The organism is Hymenobacter lutimineralis, from assembly GCF_008271285.1.
Lineage (GTDB): Bacteria > Bacteroidota > Bacteroidia > Cytophagales > Hymenobacteraceae > Hymenobacter > Hymenobacter lutimineralis.
This window is the reverse complement of record NZ_VTHL01000002.1, coordinates 72587-98877: the sequence shown is the minus strand read 5'-3', so window position 1 is coordinate 98877 and position 26291 is coordinate 72587. Positions and strand designations below refer to the sequence as shown.

General features: G+C 57.3%; 27 protein-coding genes, 4 tRNA genes and 1 riboswitch. Of the genes, 21 read left to right on the top strand and 10 right to left on the bottom strand.

What is annotated here, in order from left to right; all coding sequences use genetic code 11:
- Positions 1-85: 85 nt before the first annotated feature.
- On the bottom strand, positions 86-610 hold the full coding sequence (locus tag FY528_RS02765; protein ID WP_187631966.1) for a helix-turn-helix domain-containing protein: 525 nt from the start codon (positions 608-610) through the stop codon (positions 86-88).
- 563 nt (positions 611-1173) lie between these two features.
- On the opposite strand from FY528_RS02765, the gene FY528_RS02760 reads away from it, so the two are divergent.
- A complete protein-coding gene (locus FY528_RS02760; protein WP_149069465.1) occupies positions 1174-1443 on the top strand; it encodes a hypothetical protein in 270 nt (89 codons plus the stop codon).
- An 84-nt stretch (positions 1444-1527) separates the two neighbouring features.
- Here FY528_RS02760 and FY528_RS02755 read toward each other — a convergent pair whose 3' ends face one another.
- Entirely contained in the window at positions 1528-2625 is a 1098-nt protein-coding gene (locus FY528_RS02755) for a YncE family protein (protein ID WP_149069464.1), read from the bottom strand.
- Positions 2626-2671: 46 nt separating this feature from the next.
- Complete coding sequence (locus FY528_RS02750; protein ID WP_187631965.1) at positions 2672-4627, bottom strand: TonB-dependent receptor plug domain-containing protein; 1956 nt, start codon at positions 4625-4627, stop codon at positions 2672-2674.
- 156 nt (positions 4628-4783) lie between these two features.
- A riboswitch (cobalamin riboswitch) is annotated at positions 4784-5011 on the bottom strand.
- 53 nt (positions 5012-5064) lie between these two features.
- Between FY528_RS02750 and FY528_RS02745 the strand changes: the two genes are divergently transcribed.
- Positions 5065-5664: a DNA-3-methyladenine glycosylase gene (locus FY528_RS02745; RefSeq protein ID WP_149069462.1), complete on the top strand. Its 600-nt coding sequence runs from the start codon at positions 5065-5067 to the stop codon at positions 5662-5664.
- Between the two features lie 31 nt (positions 5665-5695).
- Here the strand turns inward: FY528_RS02745 and FY528_RS02740 are convergent, their stop codons facing one another.
- Both FY528_RS02740 and FY528_RS02735 read right to left on the bottom strand, forming a co-directional pair.
- Positions 5696-6898: a class I SAM-dependent methyltransferase gene (locus FY528_RS02740; protein WP_262383886.1), complete on the bottom strand. Its 1203-nt coding sequence runs from the start codon at positions 6896-6898 to the stop codon at positions 5696-5698.
- An 86-nt stretch (positions 6899-6984) separates the two neighbouring features.
- Entirely contained in the window at positions 6985-7578 is a 594-nt protein-coding gene (locus FY528_RS02735) for a hypothetical protein (RefSeq protein WP_149069461.1), read from the bottom strand.
- 366 nt (positions 7579-7944) lie between these two features.
- Between FY528_RS02735 and ahcY the strand changes: the two genes are divergently transcribed.
- Complete coding sequence (gene ahcY / locus FY528_RS02730; RefSeq protein WP_149069460.1) at positions 7945-9264, top strand: adenosylhomocysteinase; 1320 nt, start codon at positions 7945-7947, stop codon at positions 9262-9264.
- Positions 9265-9401: 137 nt separating this feature from the next.
- Here ahcY and FY528_RS02725 read toward each other — a convergent pair whose 3' ends face one another.
- Positions 9402-10277 carry an SDR family NAD(P)-dependent oxidoreductase gene (locus FY528_RS02725; RefSeq protein ID WP_149069459.1) on the bottom strand — a complete coding sequence of 292 codons (876 nt, stop codon included), beginning with the start codon at positions 10275-10277 and terminating at the stop codon, positions 9402-9404.
- 75 nt (positions 10278-10352) lie between these two features.
- On the bottom strand, positions 10353-11147 hold the full coding sequence (locus FY528_RS02720) for a T9SS type A sorting domain-containing protein (protein ID WP_149069458.1): 795 nt from the start codon (positions 11145-11147) through the stop codon (positions 10353-10355).
- A gap of 139 nt (positions 11148-11286) precedes the next feature.
- On the opposite strand from FY528_RS02720, the gene FY528_RS02715 reads away from it, so the two are divergent.
- The 7 genes from FY528_RS02715 (at position 11287) to nadD (ending at position 16603) form a co-directional block, all read left to right on the top strand.
- Positions 11287-12051 (top strand): glycosyltransferase family 2 protein, encoded by a 765-nt coding sequence (locus FY528_RS02715; protein ID WP_149069457.1) that lies wholly within the window; start codon positions 11287-11289, stop codon positions 12049-12051.
- Positions 12048-13109 (top strand): glycosyltransferase family 9 protein, encoded by a 1062-nt coding sequence (locus FY528_RS02710; protein WP_149069456.1) that lies wholly within the window; start codon positions 12048-12050, stop codon positions 13107-13109. Before FY528_RS02715 ends, FY528_RS02710 begins: the two co-directional genes overlap by 4 nt.
- The gene (locus FY528_RS02705; protein ID WP_149069455.1) at positions 13109-14413 is read left to right on the top strand and encodes an O-antigen ligase family protein; all 1305 of its coding nucleotides are present in this window, start codon (positions 13109-13111) and stop codon (positions 14411-14413) included. The genes FY528_RS02710 and FY528_RS02705 overlap by 1 nt, the downstream gene beginning before the upstream one ends.
- A gap of 68 nt (positions 14414-14481) precedes the next feature.
- Positions 14482-15120: a sigma-70 family RNA polymerase sigma factor gene (locus FY528_RS02700; protein WP_149069454.1), complete on the top strand. Its 639-nt coding sequence runs from the start codon at positions 14482-14484 to the stop codon at positions 15118-15120.
- Positions 15121-15140: 20 nt separating this feature from the next.
- Positions 15141-15425 (top strand): hypothetical protein, encoded by a 285-nt coding sequence (locus FY528_RS02695; protein ID WP_149069453.1) that lies wholly within the window; start codon positions 15141-15143, stop codon positions 15423-15425.
- A gap of 9 nt (positions 15426-15434) precedes the next feature.
- Positions 15435-16019 (top strand): guanylate kinase, encoded by a 585-nt coding sequence (gmk, locus tag FY528_RS02690; protein WP_149069452.1) that lies wholly within the window; start codon positions 15435-15437, stop codon positions 16017-16019.
- Positions 16016-16603 carry a nicotinate (nicotinamide) nucleotide adenylyltransferase gene (gene nadD / locus FY528_RS02685; RefSeq protein WP_149069451.1) on the top strand — a complete coding sequence of 196 codons (588 nt, stop codon included), beginning with the start codon at positions 16016-16018 and terminating at the stop codon, positions 16601-16603. The genes gmk and nadD overlap by 4 nt, the downstream gene beginning before the upstream one ends.
- 68 nt (positions 16604-16671) lie before the next feature.
- Here the strand turns inward: nadD and frr are convergent, their stop codons facing one another.
- The 3 genes from frr to FY528_RS02670 form a co-directional block, all read right to left on the bottom strand.
- Positions 16672-17235, bottom strand: a complete 564-nt coding sequence (gene frr, locus FY528_RS02680) for a ribosome recycling factor (protein WP_149069450.1) — start codon at positions 17233-17235, stop codon at positions 16672-16674.
- Between the two features lie 111 nt (positions 17236-17346).
- Positions 17347-18117: a UMP kinase gene (pyrH, locus tag FY528_RS02675; RefSeq protein WP_149069449.1), complete on the bottom strand. Its 771-nt coding sequence runs from the start codon at positions 18115-18117 to the stop codon at positions 17347-17349.
- A gap of 55 nt (positions 18118-18172) precedes the next feature.
- Entirely contained in the window at positions 18173-18673 is a 501-nt protein-coding gene (locus FY528_RS02670; RefSeq protein WP_149069448.1) for an acyl-CoA carboxylase biotin carboxyl carrier protein subunit, read from the bottom strand.
- Positions 18674-18769: 96 nt separating this feature from the next.
- On the opposite strand from FY528_RS02670, the gene FY528_RS02665 reads away from it, so the two are divergent.
- The 11 genes from FY528_RS02665 (at position 18770) to rplJ (ending at position 26254) form a co-directional block, all read left to right on the top strand.
- Positions 18770-21355 (top strand): M1 family aminopeptidase, encoded by a 2586-nt coding sequence (locus FY528_RS02665; RefSeq protein ID WP_149069447.1) that lies wholly within the window; start codon positions 18770-18772, stop codon positions 21353-21355.
- A 237-nt stretch (positions 21356-21592) separates the two neighbouring features.
- Positions 21593-21672: transfer RNA gene (locus tag FY528_RS02660), tRNA-Tyr, on the top strand.
- 77 nt (positions 21673-21749) lie between these two features.
- Positions 21750-21822, top strand: a tRNA-Gly gene (locus tag FY528_RS02655).
- Positions 21823-21890: 68 nt separating this feature from the next.
- A tRNA-Thr gene (locus FY528_RS02650) sits at positions 21891-21962 on the top strand.
- 160 nt (positions 21963-22122) lie between these two features.
- Positions 22123-23310 carry an elongation factor Tu gene (tuf, locus tag FY528_RS02645; protein ID WP_149069446.1) on the top strand — a complete coding sequence of 396 codons (1188 nt, stop codon included), beginning with the start codon at positions 22123-22125 and terminating at the stop codon, positions 23308-23310.
- Between the two features lie 117 nt (positions 23311-23427).
- Positions 23428-23498 (top strand) — tRNA-Trp (locus tag FY528_RS02640).
- Positions 23472-23747: a preprotein translocase subunit SecE gene (gene secE / locus FY528_RS02635; RefSeq protein ID WP_232066433.1), complete on the top strand. Its 276-nt coding sequence runs from the start codon at positions 23472-23474 to the stop codon at positions 23745-23747. Before FY528_RS02640 ends, secE begins: the two co-directional genes overlap by 27 nt.
- Positions 23748-23760: 13 nt before the next feature.
- The gene (nusG, locus tag FY528_RS02630; RefSeq protein WP_149069445.1) at positions 23761-24327 is read left to right on the top strand and encodes a transcription termination/antitermination protein NusG; all 567 of its coding nucleotides are present in this window, start codon (positions 23761-23763) and stop codon (positions 24325-24327) included.
- Between the two features lie 192 nt (positions 24328-24519).
- Entirely contained in the window at positions 24520-24963 is a 444-nt protein-coding gene (rplK, locus tag FY528_RS02625) for a 50S ribosomal protein L11 (RefSeq protein WP_149069444.1), read from the top strand.
- A 20-nt stretch (positions 24964-24983) separates the two neighbouring features.
- A complete protein-coding gene (gene rplA, locus FY528_RS02620) occupies positions 24984-25679 on the top strand; it encodes a 50S ribosomal protein L1 (RefSeq protein WP_149069443.1) in 696 nt (231 codons plus the stop codon).
- 20 nt (positions 25680-25699) lie between these two features.
- On the top strand, positions 25700-26254 hold the full coding sequence (gene rplJ / locus FY528_RS02615) for a 50S ribosomal protein L10 (protein ID WP_149069442.1): 555 nt from the start codon (positions 25700-25702) through the stop codon (positions 26252-26254).
- The last annotated feature ends 37 nt before the right edge of the window (positions 26255-26291 follow it).

Genomic DNA, 26291 nt, shown 5'->3' with positions numbered 1-26291 from the left:
ATAAGGACTAGCAAATAGAAAAGCGGCGGAGCCGGTAGGGTACCTACCAACTCCGCCGCTTTTGGGCAGACTAGTTTGAACGTGCCTATACCAGCTGGTCCATCGACAGGCGCTTGGGCATCAGGTCGCGGCGGAACTCACTCACGGAGCGCCCGGTTACCTGGCGGAACTGGTTGCTCAGGTGCTGGCCGCTGCTATAGCGCATCAGGTCGGCAATTTCACTGAGCGTCATTTCGCCGTAGCTGAGCAGCTCTTTCACGCGCTCAATCTTCATACGAATCAGGTACTTCTCAATGGTAAGGTTGGCCGTGCGCGAAAACACCTTGCTCAGGTGCGAGTAGGTAGCCGCAAACCGCTCCGAGAGAAAGGCCGAGGTAGTAAGCGGCATCCGGGCCGTGCGCAGGTGGTCGAGGTATTCGCCCAAGGCACCTTTGATTTGTTCGGTGAGCTGTTCAGCCCGGTCCATGAGCACATCAAAACCGGCTTCCCGGAGCAGAGAGGCAACTTCCTTTGGATCGGCAGGCGTTTCTTTGGCCAGCACGGCTTCCCCCAGCGTTACCTGGGCGGGCCGGTAGCCGGCTTGTTCGAGCAGACTGCGGACTGCCGACACACAACGTGGGCAAACCATATTCTTGATGTGCAAGCGGGTTGTTTTCACGATGGTTACTGAAATGAGAGGTTAAGGATTGGACCGCACGCGTTGTCGCAATGGTTTCCCGGAAGGAGCAGGAGAGGCCTTTTTCCGGGGCGGGGTGGTGTTCAGAACGGAATCCTCCCAGCCGGGACCAAACCAGTGCGTAGCAGCCCAGCTAACAAAGGGCACTACGCCGAGAAAGGTGACGGCTAGCAGGCAGAAAAGTACGAAAAAAGCGCCAAATAATCTGGCCAAGAACTCATTAGAAAATCCGTATAGATAACCAATCAGCAAAAAAGCCAAGCCCAGGCTGATGCCGGCCACTAGGCCAGTGCGGCGTAGGAAGGGAGAAAAACGGGCAGAAGCAGAACGTCGGGCAGCCATGCGGGCAAATATACCGGATTCGACTGCCTTGGATACGGACGCGCGGGCGCGAAGGTTGACGCAGGACCTGGCCCAACCTCAGCGGCGCCTGCACGTAGGAACTGCTGACTCCTAGGATCCTTCCTTATTCTTTCACTCAACGCCCTGCTTTCCCCATGACGGCTGCTCACTTTCTTCGCACTGGTTTATTGGCTCTGACCTTCACGGCTGCCCTGGCGGGCTGCAATACCGGCAATGGCTCCGGCGAAACCAACGTGGAGCGCGGAGCTGACAAAAACACTGACCCCGCCGCTCTAAACCCGCAGGCCTCCGACTCGGCCGCGGCCGGGCTGCAGAGTGATACCACGCATAACCCCACCGGCCGCCAGGTTTACGAGCAGGCCGGCGACTCCAAAGACCGCAACAACGATGGCATAGCCGATTAGCATCCGGTGCTGGTTTCAACCACAAAGAAGGGCCGCCCACAGTGTGAGCGGCCCTTCTTTGTGGCCGATTAAAATCGGGCCGGCTTAATAAAAAGCAAAGCCGCTCGGCAGAATGCCCACCTCGGCCGAGTCGAGTGGGGCGCCGCCTTTCTGGTAGGTCACCATGCGGCCCGGGCCGTTGAACGACAGTGCCACCCCGGTGTAGAGAATGTCGCTGTCGGGGTCCACCTCCAGGCTGTAGAAGTCGCGGTTGATAAAGGGCGTGGTGGGCAGCGCCGCATCAGTGGGAGCCAAGCGGAACACGCCGTTTCCCGTTTTCAGGTAGAGTGCCGTACCGTTGGCATTGCGCCGGATGCGGCTGCCGTACCCCGGCGTGAAACCGAGTTCCCGCTTACGTACCGTGTAGGGCGCAGTAGGTGCAAAGTCACTTACGCTGCCCTTCACCGAAAGTGCAGGATCGGTATAGTCCGTCTGCCCATTGGCGAGTACCCACACGTGGCCATCGGCGCCCAGCACCAGGCTGGCCGGGTTTACGCCTACTGATATGGTGGTTTCCACTTCATCGGTCGCCGTATTGATAACCGTCAGGGTGTTGCCCTCCGAATTGGCCACGAAGAGGCGGCCGTTTGCCAAGAGCATTTCCTCAGGAAGCTTGCCCACAGGTATGGTTTTCGTGACCTTATTGGTTTTCAAATCTACCACGGCCACCCGGCCAAGAACTGCCGCCGGGAAGGGCGAGGCCACCCACTCCGTCACGTAGGCCTTGTCGGCAGAAGCGGCCAGCAGGTAGCGTGGTTGCTGCAGGGGTTCGGCAATGGTACCTACGCTCTTAAAATCGGGCAGCGACACCACTTCAATCTTGCTGTTGTTGTTGGCCACGATGTAGCCCCGCTCCCCCACAATGGTCATCGACGTAGCTACATCTGCCAGCAGCTCCCGGCCGTTGGCGGCTTTAAACACATCCAGGGCCTTGATTTCGCCGCTGATCTTATCGTACAGGCTCACGCTGCCATTGGGCGTATTGAAATTGCCTTCATTGACGATGTACACATTGGTGTTCCGGCCATCCGGCACCGGATCCTGCTTGGAGTCGGGGTCGCAGGCCGAGAAAAGCAGGGCTGAGCCGAAAGCCAGGGCTACGATACGTCGCCGAAAAAGCTGGTTGAGCAGAGAAGAAAACATAGAGTAAGAAAAAAGTGAAAGATGAAAGACTAGGAAGATATTGCCTTTAGCGCCACGTCAGGCGCAGGCTGATTTGCACTGCACGCGGGGGCTGGGCGCGGTACAGGTAGCTTTGGTAGGATTGGTTGGTGAGGTTGCGAACCTGAGCCAGCAGGGTGAGGGCCGCGGGCTGCCCCGCCAGTTGGGGCCAGGTATAGCCTAGGTTGGCGTCGAGTAGAGTGTAGGAAGGCAGGAAGCTGGGACCCGTGTCCTCGGTGTAGCGGTAGCCGGTGAACGTAGCTGTACCGCCGGCCTGCCAGCGGTGCCATCGGCCATCAGCACTCAGGGCAGCCGTGTGCAAGGGCACGTAGAGCAGCTGGCGTTCCGTTATCGTGGCGCCGCTCACGTCGTCCTGGGATTTATAGGCGCGGGTGTAGGCATACGCTGCGCGGGCTTGCCAGAAGGTAGCGGCGGCGCGCCACTGCAGCGAGGACGATGCCTCCAGGCCCTGGGTTTTTACTTGCCGCAGGTTGCGGGGACTCACAAACGATTCTCCCGGCTTGGGCCACCACATCACCCAGTTGTCCACGCGCTGGCGGTAGGCAGTCAGCTCGGTGTGCCAGGTTAGCTTTGGTTGGGTAGGGGCCTGCCAGCTATGGTGCAGGCCCAGCTCGTAGCCCTGGCTGGTTTCGGGGCGGAGGTTTGGGTCGCCGCCGGGCTGGTAGTAGCGTTCATTGAGGGTAGGGGCGCGGTACCCGCGGGCCGCGCTTACTTTCACGAGCAGCTGTTGGGTGCTGGTGCGCAAGGTTTGCCACTCCAGTCCCAGTACCGGCGTGAGTGGCACCTGGCGCCCGGGTAGCACGGCCTGCCGCACCGTAGCCGACAGCCGAAGTCGGGCCGTGGGGTCGTAGCGCAGCAAGCCAAATCCGGCAAAACGGTTTTCGCTCACAAATCCTCCGTAGTCCGTCATGCGCACCGCAAAGTGCTGGGCTTCGGCCCCCAGGCGCAGGCTTGCCGATGTGCCCAGACGCACCGTGTGGCTGGCTTGAGCCTGCGTGGTATGCACGCGGGAATCACTGCGGTAAGCATCCGTAGCGTAGTTCAGAATGTCCTCAAACCAAGCCACCCGCACGCTGGACTGCTGGCGCGTACCCATGTGTTCGTACCCCAGGAGCAGGCGGGTGCTCTGGTCGAGTTGACGGGCGTGGTCGTTTTGGGTTCCAATAGCCGGCTGGATCTGGCGGTCGGCTTTGGTGAGCCACGCCGCTGCCTGCACCTGGCCGTTTTGGCCTACGCGCCAGGCAATATCCTGGGCAAGGCTGCCCTGCCAGAAAGCGGCATTGGTTTGGCGCGGCCGGCCTCCGCCGGGGAAATCATACGGAAAGTTGTTTTGGGCGGCGCGGTAGGAGGCGCTGATGCGCAGGGCCAGCCGTTGATTGCTGAACCCGGCCTGCAAGCTGCCGGCACCCAGGCCAAAGCTGCCGACTTCTATCTGCGCTGCCCCGCGAAAACCCTGCCGCCAGCTCACCGGCGACGAGAGCAGCACGGTGCCGCCAATAGCTCCGGAGCCATACAGACCACTGGCTGGGCCGGGCTGCACTTCTACCTGCTGTACCCCACTGAGGGGCAGCAGGGTAAAATCGTTCTGCCCCAGCGTGGGCAGCATCACATTAAAGCCGTTCCAAAGGATAGCCGTATGCTGGGCCGAGGTGCCCCGCATGGTGCTGGAGCTCAGCTGCCCGGGGCCGTAGCTTTTCAGGTAAAGCGGTGTTCGGGCGGCCAAGACATCGGCCAGGCTGCCCGAACGATACAGCGCCAATGTGGTCGAATCGAGGGTGAGTACGCGGGTGCCGACGGCGTACTGGCGTGGGCGCTCTACTTCTACCCGCACCATGGGCAGCACCTGCACCGAGTCGGGGGACAGGGGCTGTTGCGCCAACGCCGCCGGCAGCGCGAAAAGCCCGCTGCCCAGGGCCAGGCCAACCCGGTAGAGCCGCCACCGGGGATTTGTAGCACATGACATTCGAACCAAAATTTCCGGATTAGGAAAAGTCAGTTCAAAACTTTGGGCGGGCCGGAAGCACATGCTTCACTGCTACCCAAAGCCGAGGCCGAAAACAGAAAACAGCTGCCAAAGCAGCCACTGCAATCATTCTCCGCCCTTCCTCCGAGGGCGCTGAACAAGGAAAATGTAATGGCAGGTCTCCTGGCTTGCTTCTGGGGGCACCGCCTTCCCATTCCTTTGGCTGCCGCCTGAAAAGCAGTCAGCCTGAGAACAGTGGCCTAGTGGCGCACCCAACTCGTGAAGCGTACAGTTGCGGGGACAGCTCCGGAATTGAACCGGATTCCCTTTTCAGCCTTGCTCCTTGTACAAAGAGGTTCGGCCACCGTTACGGGGCAAAGATACGCGCCTATTCTGAATAGCCGCAGCCAACCCGCTTTGGTCTCGTATAGGCAGGCATGATCTTACCCCTGTCTTACTACCAGCAGCCCGACGTCGTAGCCTTGGCCCGTGACCTGATCGGCAAGTACGTTTTCACTTGTTTCGACCGGCAGCTGACGGGCGGCCGCATTGTAGAGACGGAGGCCTATGCTCACGTAAATGACCAAGCCTGTCATTCGCATCTGGGGCGCTTCACTTCCCGCACGCGCATCATGTATGAGGCTGGCGGCGTCGCCTACGTGTACCTGATTTACGGCCGCTACGTCTTGTTTAACCTCGTAACCAACGTAGCCGGCAAGGCCGATGCCGTGCTGATTCGGGGAATTGAGCCCACGGAGGGGTTGCCGGAAATGCTGCTACGGCGGGGGCTGGCCGCTGTACAGCGCAACCTGACCGGCGGGCCGGGCCTGCTCACCCAGGCACTGGGCATCAGCACCAAGCACTACGGCCTGCCGCTCACCGGCCCCAACATCTGGCTGGAAGACCGGGCCGAGTTAGTGGCCGACGAGGAGGTAGTGGCTTCCCCCCGGGTAGGTATCGACTATGCCGGCGAGGATGCTGCGCTGCCCTGGCGGTTTCGCCTGCGCGGCAGCGCCTGGACTAGCCCGGCGAAGTAAGCTGGGCGAAAAATAGGGCGTGCAGCCCGGTTCACAGCTTTTCGCACACGAGTACCATGAGCCGCCCTTCCAGGTTGGTGGTAGCAAACAGGTACAAATCACCACCCTCCCGGATGCCCGTGCGCTGCCGGAAATCCGCCACGGAGTCGGGGAAGTTGCGGGTAGTCACGTGGGCGCGGCCATCAGAGCCCAGATGGGCTTTCAGGGCTGCTGCCTCATACTTTTCTACGGCCCGAATCCGGAAGATGCGGCCGGGGAAGTCGGCGCGCAACACGTCGGAGGTATACAGGTGGCTATGCTGCTGCAGCTTGAGCAGCTCGAAGGCGGTGCCCACGCTCCGGAAGCCGCCAGCCTTCAGCACGGCGCTGTTTGGCTCGTACAGGTACTGCTGAGGCTCGGCGTAACGCGGTATGGCCCGGGCCTCGCGGGCCCGATTCAGGCGAAACTCCTGCTGGGTTCCGTCGCGCTTCAGGTTGATGGTCAGCCGCTCCGGGTCAACTGCTGCCTCCTGGCCCAGTTCGTAGAGCACTTCCTTACATTCGTTGTCGACGGCCAGTACCCACAGCCGCCGCACGTGCTTGAGCTCCTGCACGGCCTGCTCAATATCAAGCATGGGGGAGGTTTTCAGGAGCACCCGTTGGCTTTTGTGCAAAAGCAGGGGCAGAATTCGCACTACGTCGGGCTCACAGTCCTGCAGCCGGTAGATTTTGCGGGCCGCATTGTCGCGGCGGGCAGGGTCCAGGTACAGCCAGTCAAACGTCAGGTCCGTATTTTTCAGGAAGCTGACGGCATCCGTGGCATGTATCCGAACGTTGTCAATGCCTAAGTGCCGCAGGTTGTACTCAACCACCCCTGCCAGCTGGGCACTACGCTCCACGTAATGCACCTCGGCTATCTGCCGGGCAAAGAAGCTCGTGTCCACGCCGAAGCCGCCCGTAAGATCGGCCAGCCTTTCACCGCTGACCAGGGAGGCCTTGAAAGCCGCTGTACGGTCGGAGGAGGCCTGCTCTACCGATAGGGTGGGCGGAAAGATCAGGTCAATATCGTCGGCCCAGGCTGGAAGCTTGGTGCGGGCCTTTTGCCGGGCCTGGATCTGGCGGACCAGTTCCGGGACGGGCAGGCTGGGGTGACGACGGGCCTGCAGAGCCAGCTGAGCCGGGTCGTCGTGCAGGTGCCGGGCTATATAGGTGCGGGCTGCATCCGACAACCCCGCAAAATCGGGTGTAATATTCACAGGCAAAAAAATAGCCCACCCGGCTGGGGTGGGCACCAGACCAAGGTTTCTGCCTGATTCGCAGAAAACTCGGCGGCTAAGTTACGTTACTGCAGCGACCAGCGCAGCACCAGCTGCGGTCGGCCACCTAGTGCCGCTACTCCTACGTTTGTGGGCAATACCTGTTGCCAGGACTGCGCATGCGCCGAGGGCAGGTTAGCATTGTGCGCCTCCAGGGCCCGCCGAAAGTGCCAGTTGGTGTTGCGGTTGATCAGGATATTGGCCAGCAGGCTGACGGCAGCTACGCCGATAGCGCCTTTCTGCGTGTCATTGAAGTACTGCTGCTCATCCTTGGCCAGTACTTGCTGACCATATACCCCAATAGCTCCCAAAAGCACTGCCCGCTCACCTAGGTACAGCCACTTTTGCCGGCGGTAGTTGTTCAGGTGCTCTTCGGCCTGGGCGTTGCCAGCCAGGTAAGGACGCAGCCGCTGGCCGAAGAAACCGGCATCCCGGTACTCCTTTTCGCCTTCTACCTGAAAGAAAAAGTTTTTCTGGGGACCATTGTACTCCCGGTCCTGGTCTTCAGGGCTGAGCTGCAGGGGAGTGCCCGACTGTGCCCACACGCCGGAAACCGACAAGGCAAGCAACAGAAACAAAGCCGTGAGGAAGCGCGAGGTGTGTGTGGTTGTGGAGAGCATGGTACAAATTTAAGAATAAGCACAAGACTATGTATACTGTGCCGCCGTTAAATATTTGTTTCGACGCCAACAGCTGCTCATTCACTTGCGTTCAATGCGTGAAAAATATTTTAGAAAAATGTAATAAAATTTATTTACGCTATTATTATACTTTTCGGTGAACGGTAAGCATAGCCATCAGCATACGCTCCATAATAAGGCGGCTGATTGCCGACGTGCTAACGGCTACGCGCCGGAAAAAGTGTAGGCAGCCCGAAAGTTGACCAAAATACCGCTTCGACTACTCGCTGTTGGTTCTGGTTTCGCCGCGCAACTCCCTAACAATTTGGTTACCTTTGCGGTTGATTCGCAAACTTTCTCTGCATCATGGTGGATACCAAAACCACGGCTTTCGTTCCGTACAAAGTAAAAGACATGTCGCTGGCCGAATGGGGCCGCAAGGAAATCCGTTTGGCCGAAGCTGAAATGCCCGGTCTGATGGCCTTGCGCGCCGAGTATGGCGCCAGCAAGCCGCTGGCCGGAGCGCGCATTGCCGGCTGTCTGCACATGACCATTCAAACGGCCGTCCTCATCGAGACGCTCAAAGAGCTCGGCGCCGATGTTACGTGGTCGTCGTGCAATATTTTCTCCACCCAGGACCATGCCGCCGCCGCCATTGCCGCCGCCGGTATCCCCGTGTATGCCTGGAAAGGCATGAACGAGGAAGAGTTCAACTGGTGTATTGAGCAAACCCTGTGGTTTGGTCCGGAGCGTCAACCCCTGAACATGATTCTGGACGATGGCGGAGACCTCACTAACATGGTGCTGAACCAGTACCCCGAGCTGGCTCCCGGCATCAAAGGCATTTCTGAGGAAACCACCACGGGCGTGCTGCGCCTGCTGGACCGTGTGAAAGCCGGCACGTTGCCCATGCCTGCCTTCAACATCAACGACTCCGTGACTAAGTCGAAGTTCGACAACAAGTACGGCTGCAAAGAGTCGGCAGTAGATGCTATCCGCCGCGCTACCGACGTAATGATGGCCGGTAAAATTGCCGTGGTAGCTGGTTACGGCGACGTAGGAAAAGGCACGGCTGCTTCCCTGCGTGGGGCCGGTGCCCGCGTTATCGTTACGGAAATTGACCCCATCTGCGCTCTGCAGGCCGCCATGGATGGCTATGCTGTGAAGAAGATGGAAAATGCTATCAAAGAAGCCGACATCGTGGTAACGGCCACCGGCAACTGCGACATCATCACGGAGGAGCACTTCCGTGCTCTGAAGGACAAAGCCATTGTCTGCAACATCGGCCACTTCGACGATGAAATTGACATGGCTTGGCTCAACAAGAACTACGGCCATACCAAGGATACTGTGAAGCCCCAGGTAGACCTCTACACCATTGAGGGCAAAGAGGTGATTATCCTGGCGGAGGGTCGCCTCGTGAACCTGGGCTGCGCCACCGGCCACCCCTCGTTTGTGATGTCGAACTCCTTCACCAACCAGACGCTGGCCCAGCTGGAGCTGTGGCAGAACGCCGATAAGTACGAAAACCAGGTGTACACCCTGCCCAAGCACCTCGACGAGAAGGTAGCCCGCCTGCACCTCGCCAAAATTGGGGTGGAGCTGGATGAGCTGAAGCCCAAGCAAGCCAGCTACATCGGGGTAGACGCGCAGGGACCTTTCAAATCGGACCTGTACCGCTACTAAGCGACTACGCCATCTGACCTAACGTGAAAACCCGCCCGGCACTGCGCCGGGCGGGTTTTTTATTATTCAACCGAAAACCAAGGAATACTCAGGCGGCCAGGGAAAAACTACGTGTGTACGCTACGTAAGACAATAAGTCAAGCCGCAAAAAATGGCTGCCCTACCATCCGTTCCGACTCCTGCCAGAGCCGTTGCACATTTGCTGGGGTATTGAAAGCCGACTTTACGGGCGCCGGCCGCTTTTTTACAAAATAACCCCCACTGGTGCCCGCCACTTCCGGCGCCGTGGCCAGGTAGATGCTGGTTTGAGCTCCGTCCTCAGAAGTTGTCATGAACGGGGCCGCCACCTGGTAGAATGCCCGCGTAAGCCAGGTAGAGTTGCTGCCGAAGTTGCTGGCCACTACGCCCGGGTGCAGGCTGTTGGTGCTCACGTTGGTGATGCCGCGCTGCCGCAGCTGCCGGGCCAGCTCCTGGGTAAACAGGATGTTAAACAGCTTAGAGTTGGCGTAAGCCCGCATGGGTGAGTACTGCCGGGTGGCATTCAGGTCGTCCAGGTTGGGGCGGGCAAACTGATGCGCCACCGAGGCCACGTTGACGATGCGCGCCGCCGGGCTCTGACGTAGCTTATCGAGAAGCAGACTGGTGAGCAAAAACGGCCCCAGTTGGTTGGTAGCCAGCGTCATTTCATACCCATCGGCGGAGGTTTCGCGCTCTGCGCCGAACACCAGCCCGGCGTTGTTTACCAGCACATCCAGGCGGGCGTATCGCTGGTTGAACTCTGCAGCCGCCCGCCGCACCTGTGCCAGGTCCGATAGGTCGCAAAGCAGTACGTCGGCGCGGCTACCGGGGGGCGCGAGTTCTTGTAGCTGCTGCTGGGTGCGGGCAGCTTTGGTGGCGTTGCGGGCCAGCAGCACTACGTGGTAGCCCTGCCGGATCAGCGCCCGGGCAGTTACTTCGCCGATACCTGAGGTAGCACCGGTAACAAGGGCAATGGGAGGAGAAACTTCGCTCATGCGTAATTCAGAAGTAAGAGCTGACAGACGAACCGCTATACGAAGGCGGCAGGGCAGCGTTAAAAATAGCCTCGGTCAGTGGCTTACTTGCAGGCGCAGGGTAGCGGATGCTTTACCGGCCTGTTTTACGCGCACCAGGTAAAGACCATTAGGTAAATCATCCACCGGCAGGGCCAGGGACGCAGTGGAAACAAGGTAGGAGCGAAGAAGTTGGCCTTGTTTCGTGTAGAGGCTTACCTCTCGGGCGCCGCTTTCAGCCAGAGTAAGTGTAGCGGTGGTGCTGGCTGGGTTGGGGTACAGGCTGGGCGCAGCGGCTTGAGCTTCTATGAGGTCGGAGCGAAGAGAAGCAGTCGATTCGTCCACCACCGCATAGGGCGCGAAGCCCTCAACCTGCGCGGTATAGAACGCTCGGAGCCGCTGCCGGTCGTAGCGCAGGCGCATACTGTCGCCAGCGGGCGAAAGCAGCTGCGGGAAGCGGCCCTGCCATACTGCCTCGCTTAGGGCGCGCATCTGCCGGTAGCCGGTGCCCAGGCCCTGCACCTGGCCCCGCCCGATGCGCACGGCGTGGATCCGGTAGCCGTCCTCGGGCTGGTTTTCCACCAGGTAGTATAAGCCCCGGTATCGGAAAGCCCGGGCCGCAAACCAGCTTTGGTCGGAGGAGTCGGTTTGCACCCAAAAGGTAGTGACCCCGGTAGCCGGTGCGTAGCGCAGCCGTAGCGCCAGGGTATCTTGGCCCAGCAGCAGTGGGGCTGGCCCCAGTACGCGGGCCATGTTCACCGGGCGGGGTAGCTCAAAGGCTTCAAACACGGCCACGGGCTCTTCACAGCCCGTCAGAACCGCCGCCAGCGGAAGCAACAGCAGAACACGCATACGCAACGGTTAAATAAAGCAGCAGATACTGCTAATACCTGTGTCCCGCGTAAGGTAACCTGACGGCGGAGCCGGGCCAGCCAAGGCGGGGCAAGTCTATGCGCTACCTCCCCGGCAAAACCCCGATATTTGCTTGCCTATGCCTGCTGTACCGCTGTCCGTCGTCATCATCACCTTCAACGAAGAAGACAATATTGCCCGCTGCCTGGAAGCCGTGCGCGCGGTGGCGGATGAGGTGGTGGTGGTCGACAGCTTTTCTACCGATGCCACCGTGGAAATTAGCCGGCAGTGGGGCGCGCGCGTGGTGCAGCACGCTTTCGAGGGCTACGTGCAGCAGAAGAACTTTGCTACCGCCCAGGCCCGCTACGATCATGTGCTACAACTCGACGCTGATGAAGTGCTGACGGAGGAGCTGCGCCAAAGCATCCGTCAGGCCAAGCAGCACTGGCACGGAGCCGGCTACACCGTGGCGCGTCTCACCAACTACTGCGGCACCTGGGTGCGCCACGGCGGCTGGTACCCCGACCGCAAACTACGCCTCTACGACCGGCGCCTGGGGCAATGGGAGGGCCTGCTGCTGCACGAGCGGTATGAGCTGGCTATTGGTCAGCCCGCGCCTGTTCCTCTGGTCGGCGACGTGCTGCACTACTCTTATAACTCGGTGGAGCAGCACGTGCAGCAGCTTAACCGCTTTACCAGCATTGCGGCTGATGAACTGTGGCTGCGTGGTCGGCGCCGGGTATCGGTGTTTCATTTGCTGCTCAAACCCTGGTGGAAGTTCGTGCACGGGTACTTTTTGCGGCGCGGCTTCCTCGATGGGTTTGCGGGTCTGAGCATTGCCATGATTTCAGCCTGGGGCGTGTTCCTCAAATTTGCCAAGCTCAAAACCAAAGCTTCCGCATGAGCCGCACTTTCCTGATCAGTCGCACTGATGCCATTGGGGACGTGGTGTTGACCCTGCCCGTGGCCGGCCGCCTGAAGCAGTTGTTTCCGGGGTGCCGGGTGCTGCTGCTGGGCCGCACCTATACCCAGGCCGTAGCCGAGGCATGCCCCTGGATAGATGTCTTCGTGAACTTCGACGCGCTGCAGCAGCTCACCCCGGTCGCCCAGGTAGCGGCCCTGCGAAATACTCAGGCCGATACGGTACTGCACGTCTTTCCCAACCAGCAACTTGCCTGGCTGGCTCGCAAAGCGGGCATTCGGAACCGCATCGGCACCCGGAACCGGTGGTTTCACTGGCTTACCTGTACTAGCCTGGTGGCGCTCAGCCGCCGCCACTCACCCCTGCACGAAGCCCAGCTGAACCTACAGCTGCTGCGCCCCCTCGACCCAACGCGCGTAGTGCCACTGCCCGAAGTTGCTTCCCTCGTCCGGCTAACGCCAACTGTTCCGCTCCGGCCTGAACTGCAGCAACTGTTGGAAGCGCGCCAGCCCGGGCAGCTCAACCTTATTCTGCATCCCCGCAGCCGAGGCAGCGCCCGGGAGTGGGGCTTGCCCCATTTTGGCGTACTGGCGCGGTTGCTGCACCAGGCTGGCCACCGGGTATTTATTACCGGTACCGCCGCCGAGGGTGAGGAGCTGCAGGCCTGGCTCCAGACACATGCGGCTTACCTGGCCGCCGACCTGACGGGGCAGCTTGGCCTACCGGAGTTCCTGGCCTTCATTGCCGCCGCCGATGGGCTGGTGGCGGGTAGTACCGGCCCGCTCCACTTGGCCGCCGCGCTGTGCCGGCACGCGCTGGGGCTATACCCGCCCATCCGGCCCATGCACCCCGGCCGCTGGGCGCCGCTGGGCCCATACGCCCACTATTTGGTGCACGATAAACCGAATTGCCAGGACTGCCGGACGCAGCCCGCCAGCTGCGTCTGCATCAAGGCGGTGGAGCCATCAGCCGTATTGACCCAAGTAGTGCGCTGGGTTACATCTGAGGCCGCCGGCTCCCCCAGCTCTAACGTCTGCTGATGGTTACTACCCGATTCGCTGCTGCGGCCAAGCTATACCGGCAGGGACGCCTGTCGCAGTATCTGCTGCTGCTCGCCTGCCTGGCGGGCGTCACCGGGCTGCTGGCTTCGCGGGCTCTGATAGCCCTTAGTCCGCTGGTGGGCGTGGCAGCGGCACTGACTAATCCCGATCTGCGCCGGCAGTGGGCCCGTTACAAAAAGCTTCGTACCGTTTGGTTTCCGGCGCTGCTCTACGGGTTCTGGTGGGTAAGTGCTGTGTACACCTCCGATTGGACCGTGTGGCGCCACGAGGTTTACCGGCAGTTGCCCTTGTTGGGGGTGCCGCTGGCTTTTGGCCTGAGCGTACCCTTGTCCGCGCGGCAGCGGCAATGGGTAGCCGGGGGCTTTCTGGGGGGGACAGCGCTTGTTGCACTAGGCACTATAGCGCGGTACGCGCAGCAGCACACATTCACGAATGACACCTTTGGGCTGGGCCCGAGCCTGCCGTCCATCACGGGCATTTTTCACATTCACTTCAGCCTGATGCTGGCCCTGGCTGCCTTGGTGGGCGGGGTGTTCCTGTATACCCGTAAGTCGGCACCCGACTTCCAGCGCCTGCTGGCGGCCGGTGCCGTGCTAATCTGTGTTGGAGCTTTGCACATCCTCGCGTACCGTACGGGCCTGCTGGTTTTCTACGCCATCCTGTGCATCGATACATTGGTAGTACTGCTGTTCCGGCGGCGGTGGGTATTGGGCTTAGGGTTACTGCTGCTGCTATTGCTGGGGCCGCCAGCAGCCTATCATACGCTGCCTGCCGTGCGCAACCGGGTAGCGGCTACGCTCTTCGATATCGAGCAGTTTACGCTCCACCACGATATCAACAACTATTCCTTGTCGAAGCGGCTGGCCGCCTGGCACACGGCTCTGGCCCTGGTACGGCAGCAGCCGTGGGTGGGCGTGGCCCCGGCCGATGTGCGCTCAGCCATGATGGCGCAGTATGCCCAACACAGCTTTGGCCTGTTGCCCGCCAACCGGGTGATGATTCATAACCAATACCTGCATCAGCTGGTTGGGGGAGGAGTGCTGGGCCTGAGTTTGTGGCTCCTGGTGCTCTTTGGTCCGCTGTTGCAACCCGGGCGGTGGCAAAACGCGTACGTGTATCATTTCCTGCTGCTGCACGCGGTAGCCATCTTGGCCGATTCGTTGCTGGAGCTTCAGATTAGTTTTAACCTTTTTGTTTTTTGCTATGGATTTCTGTTGGTGGCTGCCGAAAGACGGTGGCTGACAGATTCTCTTGCCGAGTCCTACATGCTGGAATCGTCATAATCCGTACATTTAGCTGCTACCCGTGTCGGTGCCACCATCCACCGGCTACTGTAACTTCTTAGCACCCCATGAGCGATTCTCCCGAACGCGTTTCCAAATTATCGAAAGAAGAGAAAGACCGCCGGTTCCAGGCTGAACTGATGCCGGTAATAGACTCTTTGTACAACTTTGCGTACCGGCTCACGCTCGATGAGGACGACGCAAATGACTTGGTACAAGAGACGTATCTGAAGGCTTACCGCTTCTTCGAATACTTTGAGCCGGGAACCAACGCCAAAGCCTGGCTGTTTCGCATCCTGAAAAACTCATTCATCAACGACTTCCGTAAAAAAAGTAAACAGCCCGCCAAAGTCGACTACAGCGAAATTGAAGGCTACTATAATACGGAAGACGTGGAGGCTGAGGGCGACGTGGGAAGCACGTCGTCGGACATGCGGCAGCAGTCTGTACGTGACCTCATCGGCGACGAAGTGGCCAGCGCCCTGAACTCGCTGCCGGTGGATTTCCGCACCGTCATTATCCTGTGTGATCTGGAAGGATTCACGTACGAGGAAATGGCTAAGGTGCTGGATATTCCCATCGGTACGGTTCGTTCGCGCCTACACCGAGCTCGTAACTTTTTGAAAGACAAACTAGAGAAATACGCGCAATCTATCGGCTACGGCAATAGTGCTGAAGCTGAGGAAGATGCTGAAGACCACGATTAACCCTCTCCCGCCTACCGACTATGGACCTAACCTCTACAAAAAAAGACCAACCGGCCGCTGACGCTAACGGCGCCGACTGTGAACGTGTGAATACCATACTGGACCAACTAGTTGAAGGCCGTGCTCCCAGCGTGGAGGACGAGGAATACTTCATAAACCATGCCGAGGATTGCTCTCCTTGCTTCGATACCATCGAAAAGCAGCAGGTGTTTATTCACTTCTTGGGGCAGCATGTGGGCCGCAAAGAGGCTCCTTCAGCCCTTTCGCATCACATCTTGGCGCGTTTGAATGTAGAAATGGCCTAATTTTGCCCCATGCAGGGGAAAATTATAGCCTTTTCCGCGCCCTCTGGCGCCGGTAAAACCACCATTGTGCACCGAATGCTGGAACGCATTCCGGAGCTAAGCTTTTCTATTTCAGCGTGTACGCGTGACCGGCGCGGCCGCAGTGAGACCAATGGAAAAGATTATCACTTCATCTCCGTACAAGAGTTTCAGGACAAAATCCGTCACGACGAATTCGTGGAATGGGAGGAAGTGTACGAGGGAGCCTTTTATGGTACGCTTAAGTCGGAGATAGAGCGCATCTGGGAAAGCGGTAAACACGCTGTGCTGGACGTAGATGTGAAAGGCGGGCTCAGCATTAAGGAGTTCTACAAAGACCGGGCGCTAGCCGTATTTGTGAAGCCTCCTTCGCTGGAAATACTCGAACAGCGCCTGCGAGCCCGGGCTACCGACTCGGCCGCTAGCATATCGTCTCGGCTTTATAAGGCCAATTTCGAGCTGGCATTTGAAGACCGGTTTGATGAAGTTATTGTGAACGACGATTTAGATACGGCTACGGCACAGGCCGAAAAGCTCGTACGGGACTTCATCCAAGCTGACGCGGAGATTCTGTGAGTCGACAGAAAATTGGCTTGCTTTTCGGTTCTTTCAACCCGATTCATACCGGCCACCTCATCTTGGCTGAGCACATGGCCACCCGTACCGATCTGGACGCGGTTTGGCTTGTGGTGTCGCCGCAGAGCCCCTTTAAGGTAGGCGAAGACCTCTTACCGGAAGCGGACCGCTATGCACTGGTGGAAGCCGCCATTGCCGGGAATGACCGGCTGCGGGTGCTGGATGTTGAGTTTGGGCTGCCCAAGCCCAATTTTACCATTCATACCCTAGATGTGCTGGCTAAGCAATATCCATCGTATGAGTTTGTGGTGCTAATGGGCGGAGACAACCTCCCGGGGCTGCCGCGCTGGAAAGACGCAAACCGGATTCTGACCGAGTATGCTCTTTACGTTTATCCCCGCCCGGGGAGCCCAGCGCCGGCAGATGTGCCTACCGCTGTCACGATTGTAGAAGCGCCACTGCTGGACATTTCAGCCACTTTCATTCGCGCTTCCGTGCGTTCGGGCAAGTCTATCCGGTACTTGGTGCCCGCTGCCGTTGAAGAAATCATACGCAACAACCGTTACTGGCAGCAAAGCCAGTAACCCGTACCAAACAAATGTCCCCACCAAGCGCGCTTGGTGGGGACATTTGTTTGGTACACGGAGCACCATCAGATGGTCATAATTTCAGCTTCTTTCTTGCTGACCAGATCATCTACTTTCACAATGTAGCTGTCGGTTGCTTTCTGTACCTTGGCTTCGGCGTCCTTGATAGCATCTTCCGAAGCGCCGTCTTTCAGCAACTTGCGGAGCGCATCGTTGACATCCTTCCGAATGCCGCGAATCCGCACCCTCCCGCTTTCCGATTCGGACTTCACTTGCTTTACCAGGTCGCGGCGGCGCTCTTCCGTCATGGGCGGAATGTTGAGGCGCACCCCTTCGGCATCCGACTGCGGGTTCAGGCCCAGGTCACTGTTTTTAATGGCCTTCACAATCTCCCCCAGCATATTCTTTTCCCACGGCTTGATGAACAGCGTGCGGGCATCGGGGGTGGCAATGTTGGCTACCTGGCTTACGGGAGTGGGCGTGCCATAGTAATCTACGCGCAGGCCTTCAAGCATGGCCGGTGAGGCCTTGCCCGCGCGGATACGGCTTAGTTCCAGGCTTGTGTGCTGGAGGGCTTTGCCCATGGACTCCTCTGCTTCGTCCAGGTAGAATTTAATTTCTTCGTCCATTTGATCTGTTAGCTGAATGGTTAAATGGCTAAGTGAGAAAGTTGGTTGAATTTCCGGAAGGAAAGCTACATGGCAACCATTTAACCATTCAGCCATGTAGCTGGTAGCAGCTTAGGCCTCGGTGGTAGGTTGCAACGTGCTGGGTTGAGCGTCAAATTTAGGGGCTGGGGCCGTACCCATCTTCACCAGCGTGCCCACCGTTTCACCCGCAATCAGGCGCTGCAGGTTACCTCCCTTGTTCATATCAAATACGATAATGGGCAGGTTATTCTCCTTGCAAAGCGTGAAGGCCGTCATGTCCATCACGTTCAGGTTCTTCTCCATTACCTCCTCGAAGGTAATTTCGGGGTAGCGCACGGCCGTGGGGTCTTTCTCCGGGTCGGCGGTATAAATACCATCCACGCGGGTGCCTTTCAGGACGACGTCGGCTTCAATCTCAATAGCTCGCAGCGAGGCTGCCGAGTCGGTAGTGAAGTAAGGGGAACCGATGCCGGCCCCAAAAATCACAACGCGGCCCTTTTCCAGGTGGCGGAGGGCCCGGCGACGAATGTACGGCTCGCAAACCCGCTGAATGGTAACCCCGGATAGCAAACGGGTGTTTACGTTGAGTTTCTCCAGGGCGCTCTGCAGGGCCATAGAGTTGATGACGGTAGCCAGCATGCCCATGTAGTCGCCCTGCACCCGGTCAAGGCCAAAGGCTTCGGCCTGTACTCCCCGAAAAATATTGCCGCCGCCAATCACCACGGCCACCTGCGTGCCCGTGGCGGCCGCGGCCTTAATTTCCTCAGCGTACTGCATCAACCGCTCGGCATCAATACCATACTGCTGATTGCCCATCAGCGCCTCGCCACTGAGCTTGAGAAGGATTCGGGTATACTTCAAAACGGAAGAAATTTGCGTGAGAAAAAGACAGCCGCAAAACCAGATGGTTGGTGCGCTAGCTGAATTGGATAAGAATCTGACCTTTGGTGACGTTGTCGCGCAGCTGCACTTTCACATCCGTTACTACCCCATCAGCCGGCGACTTCAGAATGTTCTCCATCTTCATGGCTTCCAGTACCAGCAGTGCGTCTCCCTTCTGTACGGCTTGGCCGGGCTGCACCCGGATGTCTACGATGAGACCCGGCATGGGCGCCTTCAGTTGGTTTATTTTCTGCGCTGCCGCCGCACCCAAGCCCAGCTTGTCCAGCAAAAGCTGAAACCGGTCTTTGGCTTGCAGTTGCATCGGCTGACCGTTGATCTTCAGCTCAACTAGCTTGTTTGTGTAGTCGATATGTACAACCTCCGCCGAAAAAGAACGTCCTTCGTGCAGGAGATGATACTGCCCGTTGCCCAGCGTAGTAATATCCCAGGTAAACGGCTGATCTTGAACAGTAATGGCGTCGGGGCGGAAATCAACCTCCCATACCTGGCCAGAATTGGCAGTAATTTGAAGCATCTTGGGCGGGGTGAGACGGGCGGAAAGGGGCCTAAAGATAGGCCAAATCTCAAACTAATTTCTGAAATTGAGCCACATTACCCTATTGCCACCCGCATGAAATACCCGGTTCTCGGCACCCTTACTTTACTACTCGCACTGCAGGTGGGGGCACTGGCCCAGAACGTCAGGCCAAGCCAAGGGACGGTACCAAAAGCCAGTACGCGCAAAAAAGCCCCGGCTAGCTCGGAGTCCGTTACAGCTACCGAAACCTCGACCGTAGTTATTCCGTCGTGGCTCCCGTCCTCGGGTCCCCAGCAGCCGGCTGCCACCCTGCTGCACGACTTGCAGCATACTGTACTTGATTTGCGGTTTGACTGGGCCAAGCAGCAAGTAATTGGCACTGCTACGCTAACGGTACGTCCGCACTTCCAGTCGCAAAGTCAGCTGGTACTCGATGCCAAAGGCTTCGATATCCGCAACATTCGCCTGCTGCTGGGCAATGGCAAAGAAAAGGCCCTCACCTACGGTTACGACAAACGGCAGCTCGTCGTAAACCTAGACCGGAGCTACGCCCGCACCGAAACCTATCAGGTGCGCATTGCTTACGTAGCCAAGCCCAATGAGCTGCCCGCGGGTGGATCAGCGGCCATAACCAGCGACAAGGGTTTGTTTTTTATCAACCCGCTAGGTACGGAGAAAGGTAAGCCCCGCCAGATCTGGACCCAGGGCGAGACGGAAAACAACTCCGCTTGGTTTCCTACCATTGATAAGCCCAACCAGCGCATGACGCAGGAAATACGGCTGACGGTGGATGGGCAGTACAAGACCCTCTCAAACGGGTTGTTGGTAGCGTCGAAAAATAATGCCGATGGCACGCGCACCGACACGTGGAAGCAGGCCTTGCCGGCGGCTCCTTACCTGACTATGATTGCCGTGGGCGACTTTGCCGTGGTGAAAGACACGTGGCGGGGTAAAGCGGTGGACTACTACGTGGAGCCCAAGTTTGCTGGTACTGCGAAGGCGGTGTTTGGCAACACCCCACAGATGCTGGACTTCTTCTCCAAAAAATTCGGGGTGGAGTATCCCTGGGAAAAGTACGCGCAGATTGCCGTACGGGACTATGTTTCGGGTGCTATGGAGAATACCTCGGCCGTAGTACACGGTGAGGGAATACAGGCTACCCGCCGGGAACTGCTCGATCAGAACTTTGACTGGGTAATTGCGCATGAGGTAGTGCACCACTGGTTCGGCAACTACGTGACGTGCGAGTCCTGGGCCAATCTGCCGCTGAACGAGTCTTTTGCTGACTACGGGGAGTTTCTCTGGACGGAATATAAGTATGGGGCCGATGCGGCGGCTATGGTGCAGCAGACTTCCCTCAACCACTACCTCCAGGAGGCGGAAGATAAGCGCGTACCCCTGATTCGCTACACCTACCGGGACAAGGAGGATATGTTCGACCGCCACTCCTATCAGAAAGGGGGGCGCGTGTTGCATATGCTGCGGAAATACGTTGGTGACGAAGCTTTCTACTTAGCCCTGAATCAGTATCTAACCCGCAATAAGTACACGGCCGTGGAGGTAGACGAGTTGCGTATGGTATTTGAGGAAGTGACCGGCGAGGACCTGAAGTGGTTTTTCGACCAGTGGTTTCTGCAGCGTGGCCATCCGGAACTGCGCATCACGCACAGCTACAACAATGGCCAAGTGAGTTTGCGGGTGCAGCAGCAGCAGGACACTGTTTATACTCCTGTGTACCGGTTGCCGGTGGCGGTGGCTGTGTGGGGTAACAGTAATCAGCCAACGATTCATAACATTACCGTCACCAAAGCCGATCAGCAATTTGTGTTTTCTTCCTCGCAGCGACCAAACCTGGTTAAGTTCGATGATGAAGCACAACTATTGGCCAAAATTGATGAGGAACTCTCCCAGGAAGAGTTGCTTTACCAATTTCAACACGCCCGAAATTATTTGCAGAAATACCAGGCAATAGATGGCTTACGCACCAAAGTAGGGGACCTTACCGTTTCGGCCATGCTGCGTAACGCCCTCAACGATAAGTTCTGGGGGGTACGGGTAGCGGCCGTAGAAGCGCTGAAACGCTATAAAGGAGCAGAAGGCGGCGCTGTGAGAAAGGAAATTCAGCGCGTTGCCACCACCGATACCCGCAGCGAGGTCCGTGCCGCTGCCATCACAACCCTCAACTCATTCAGTAATGAGGATTTTGGCAGCGTGTACGAAGCCGCTCTAAATGACAGTTCGTACGTGGTGATTAGTGCTGCCCTGGGCGCGCTTACCCGCAACCCCACGGTCAACTCCCAAGCGAAAATTTCCTCACTCCAGGAAACGCCCAATACCCGGGTAATAACGGCCCTGGGGGGATACTACGCACTGAATGGGCACTTGGATCAATATGACTGGTTTCTGAGCCACGTGGAAACCTTGCAGGAAGCTGAACTCTATACCTTCCTGCCTAACTTCGGGCAGTTCATGCAGCGTATGCCGCCTATTGAGCGTGAGAAAGGGGTGAAGAAGCTGGAAATGCTGGCTCGAAACGCTCCTTCCTACTTGGTGCGTCTGGGCGCATACAAAGGCTTGAGTGCCCTGGCCGAGCGTAGCCAGGAGCTAAAAACAGTGTTACAGGATATTCGGGCCAAGGAAAAAGACGAAGGGCTGAAAGGCATGTACAACTTGCTGTAACATTTCGATAGGAAGAATTTCCTTCAAAATAACTGCTGTGCCTAAGCAATTGAGACGTAGCGGAATACCCCTAAACAGGAAGTCTGACGGGAAAAAATATTGCAGCAATTAGTCGGTATGGCTTGACTTGCATCTGAAAGCCATTAATTTTGCAACTCCTTTCCAAGGCCTACCACTTATAGCGGCTAAGCAGGGGAGGAGAAATAGTTTCTGCAGCCGGCAGAAACCACGCAAACTGGGGGCGTCGCATAGCGGCAATTGCGGGTGACTGTAACTCACCTCCTTCGGGTTCAAAGGTTCGAGTCCTTTCGCCCCCACAGTTTGAGACCAAGTTATCTGGCAACAGCCAAGGCTTTATAGCAGTTTGGCCTTTATTAGGAAACTTAGTCTTCATGCGGGAGTAGCTCAGTTGGTAGAGCGGCAGCCTTCCAAGCTGCAGGTCGCGGGTTCGAACCTCGTCTCCCGCTCAGTACAGCTAAAGAAAGCAGCACATAATCTGTCCGACTTTCGTTGTAACTTTGCATGCACCTAATAAGCCGTTTTAGCTCAGTGGTAGAGCACTTCCTTGGTAAGGAAGAGGTCATGGGTTCAAATCCCATAAATGGCTCACGTATTACCCGACGGCGCAGCGCGGCTGCACTGTTTGGACAGTCTGAAAAGAAAAGCGACGTGCAGTCCCCACTAAGCGGAGCTGCGTTTCGCTTTCTTTCAGTATAAGCAAGTCGCGTTTTCCTCCTCACCACAAAGTTCCTTTAATCTCCTTTACAATGGCCAAAGAAAATTTTGATCGTTCCAAGCCGCACGTGAACATCGGTACGATCGGGCACGTCGACCACGGCAAAACCACCCTGACCGCTGCTATCACCACGGTACTGGCGAACAAAGGTCTGGCCGCCAAGCGCGACTTCTCCTCGATCGACAATGCTCCTGAGGAAAAAGAGCGTGGTATCACTATCAACACCGCTCACGTAGAGTACGCTACCGAAAACCGTCACTACGCTCACGTTGACTGCCCTGGTCACGCTGACTATGTGAAGAACATGGTAACGGGTGCTGCTCAGATGGACGGCGCTATCCTCGTAGTAGCTGCTACCGACGGCCCAATGCCCCAGACGCGTGAGCACATCCTGCTCGCTCGCCAGGTAGGTGTTCCTCAGCTGGTGGTGTTCATGAACAAAGTAGACATGGTAGATGACCCCGAGCTCCTCGAGCTGGTGGAAATGGAAATCCGTGAGCTGCTGTCGTTCTATGACTTCGACGGTGACAACATCCCCGTAATCCAAGGCTCGGCACTGGGTGGCCTGAACGGCGACGCCAACTGGGTTCCCAAGATTGAGGAGCTGATGGCTGCTGTTGATAGCTACATTCCAATTCCTGCTCGTCTGACCGACCTGCCCTTCCTGATGCCCGTAGAGGACGTATTCTCTATCACGGGTCGTGGAACGGTTGCTACCGGTCGTATCGAGCGTGGTATCATCAACTCGGGTGAGCAGGTTGACATCCTCGGCATGGGTGCTGAAGGTCTGAAGTCGACCGTAACCGGTGTAGAGATGTTCCGCAAGATCCTCGACCGTGGCGAAGCTGGCGACAACGTAGGTCTGCTGCTCCGTGGTATTGAAAAAGAAGCCATCCGTCGCGGTATGGTTATCTGCAAGCCCGGCTCGGTAACGCCTCACAAAAAGTTCAAAGCTGAGGTGTACGTACTGTCGAAAGAAGAAGGTGGCCGTCACACGCCGTTCTTCAACAACTACCGTCCGCAGTTCTACCTGCGCACCACCGACGTAACGGGTATCATCACCCTGCCCGAAGGTGTTGAAATGGTAATGCCTGGCGACAACATCACCATCACGGTGGAGTTGATCAACAAAGTAGCTATGGAAAAAGGCCTGCGTTTCGCTATCCGCGAAGGTGGTCGTACCGTAGGTGCTGGTCAGGTTACTGAAATCCTCGACTAGTTTCCACTAGATCAATACAATCCGCCCTCGATTTTTTCGGGGGCGGATTTGTTTTGTCCAAGCAGTTCAGTACATTTGCAGTCCCAATCCGGCTACAGGCTGTTTTGAGACGCATCCACGGGCGTAGTTCAAGGGTAGAATAGAGGTCTCCAAAACCTTTGATGGGAGTTCGAATCTCTCCGCCCGTGCAAGTAAGCTGCTGCGGCAGCACCAAAAGTACCACCAGCCAAATCGGCGACATCATGAGCAAGCTGACGAACTATTTCCGCGAGACGACCGAGGAGATGCGCTACAAGGTAACGTGGCCGTCTTTCGAAGAGCTACAGAAGAGTGCTGGCCTAGTGCTCATCGGTTCGCTGGTATTTGCGGCTGTCGTTGGCATCATGGACATCATCTTCAAGACCGGGCTGGAAGCATTCTATAACTCTTTCCGCTAAGCGTTAATTACTGATGGGAGAGTTGAAATGGTACGTTGTCCGTTCGGTCAGCGGGCAGGAAAAAAAGGCTAAGACCTACCTCGAAACTGAGATTGGGCGTCACGGTCTTTCCGACTTGGTACCGCAGGTGCTGATTCCGGTAGAGAAGGTATTCGAAATGCGCAACGGCAAGAAGCGCGTGCGTGAGCGGAACCTGTATCCCGGTTACATCATCATCCACGCCGATTTGACCCACGGCGAAGTTGACCACATCATCACCAGTACCCCGGGTGTTATCGGCTTCCTGAGTGATAAGGAAGGCAAAGCGGCTAACCAGAACACTAAACCAGTTCCCCTGCACATTTCGGAAGTAAACCGCATCCTCGGCATCGTGGATGAAGCCGAAGAGCAGACCGCAACGCTGGAAACGCCTTTCGTGGCTGGCGAGCTGGTGAAAATTGTGGATGGTGGATTTGCCGGTATGTCGGGCACTGTTTCGGAGGTTTTCGAAGAGCGCAAGAAGCTAAACGTCATTGTCAAGATCTTCGGTCGTAGCACTCCCATGGAGCTCAGCTATACCCAGGTCGAGAAAGAGTCATAACAGAGCTTAGATCAGGAGAGCTTAGAACTTAGCAGCCCACGCCTCTAAGTTCTAAGCTCTGATTTCTAAGTTCTCTTTTCAATATCGTCGCAGGCCATTCGCTCCGGGCCAGCGGGGCTTCCACCAGGAGCAAATACATTCATCTGAGGAGGATACGAGTTACGTCGTGTTGTCCGCAGCCTTTCAATCCAAATGGCCAAGGAAATTAGAGGTTATCTGAAGCTTCAGATAAAGGGAGGCGCCGCGAACCCCGCGCCGCCGGTTGGACCTGCACTTGGTAGCAAAGGCCTTAACATCATGGAGTTCTGCAAGCAGTTCAATGCGCGCACCCAAGATAAGGCCGGCCAAGTTTGTCCTGTTCTCATCACCATGTACACCGATAAGTCGTTTGACTTCGTGGTGAAGACCCCCCCAGCGCCGGTAATGCTGAAGGAAGCCGCTAAAATTCAGAGCGGTTCCAAAGAGCCTAACCGGAACAAGGTAGGGTCGGTAACGTGGGACCAGATCCGCACTATTGCCGAAGTGAAAATGCCCGATTTGAACGCGTTCAAAATCGAGTCGGCCATGAAGCTGGTAGCTGGTACGGCCCGCAGCATGGGTATCACCATCAAGGGAGATTCTCCTTTCGCTGAATAATCTTAACGGAGAAGAATCAGATGGCACAAGTAAGCAAAAAGCGCAAGGAAGCCCTTGCTAAGCACGACCTGACCCAGGTGCGTAACCTCGTAGAGGCCGCTACTGTGGTAAAGGACATCACCTACACCAAGTTCGATGCCTCGGTTGATATCGACGTTCGTTTGGGCGTAGACCCCCGCAAAGCCGACCAAATGGTGCGTGGCGTAGCTACGCTGCCCCACGGTACCGGCAAAACGGTTCGTGTTCTGGCCCTCGTAACCCCCGACAAAGAAGCTGAGGCTACTGCTGCTGGCGCTGACTTTGTTGGTCTAGACGACTACATCTCGAAAATCGAGAAAGGCTGGACGGACATCGACGTTATCATCACGATGCCGGCTGTAATGGCTAAGGTAGGCCGCTTGGGCCGCGTATTGGGTCCCCGGGGCCTGATGCCAAACCCTAAGTCGGGCACCGTAACCACCGACGTAGCCAAGGCTGTGCAGGAAGTGAAAGCTGGTAAAATCGACTTTAAAGTTGACAAAACCGGTATCATCCACTGCTCGGTTGGTAAAGTGTCGTTCGACCCGCAGAAGCTGGCCGAAAACGCCATCGAAGTAATCCAGACGCTGAACCGTCTGAAGCCTTCGTCGGCAAAAGGCACCTACATCAAGAGCATCACGCTTTCGAGCACGATGTCGCCTGCTGTACCGGTTGACACGCAAGTAACTTCCGCCTAAGTTTTAATCAACACGACGATATGATCCGGGAAGAAAAACAAGCCCTCGTCGACGAGTTGAGCGAGAAGTTCCAATCGCACAACGCGTTCTACATCACCGATGCTTCGGGGATGTCAGTGGCGAAAATCAACGAATTCCGTCGCCTGTGCTTTAACCGCGGCCTGGAGTTCAAAGTCTACAAAAACACGTTCATTCGCAAAGCCCTCGATACCCTCGGTGGCGACACGGCGGAGATGGACGCGGCGCTGAAAGGCCAGTCGGGCGTGCTGTTCTCGCGCGAGTCGGGCAATGCTCCGGCCAAGCTCCTGAAAGACTTCTACAAGTCGCAGAACTATGCTCGTGGCGTAGAGCCCAAGCCTGTTCTGAAAGGTGCTTACATCGACGCCAGCATCTACCTGGGTTCTACCCAACTGGAGACGCTGAGCACGCTGAAAGGCAAGAACGAACTCATCGGTGATGTTATCGGTCTGCTTCAGTCGCCTGCCAAGAATGTTATTTCTGCTCTGTCGAGCGGTGGCAACAAGCTGGCTGGTATCCTCAAAACACTTTCCGAAAAAGAAGAGGTTGCAGGCTAACCGCTGCTCATCTTTTTCCCTTTCAATTTCCTTCAAC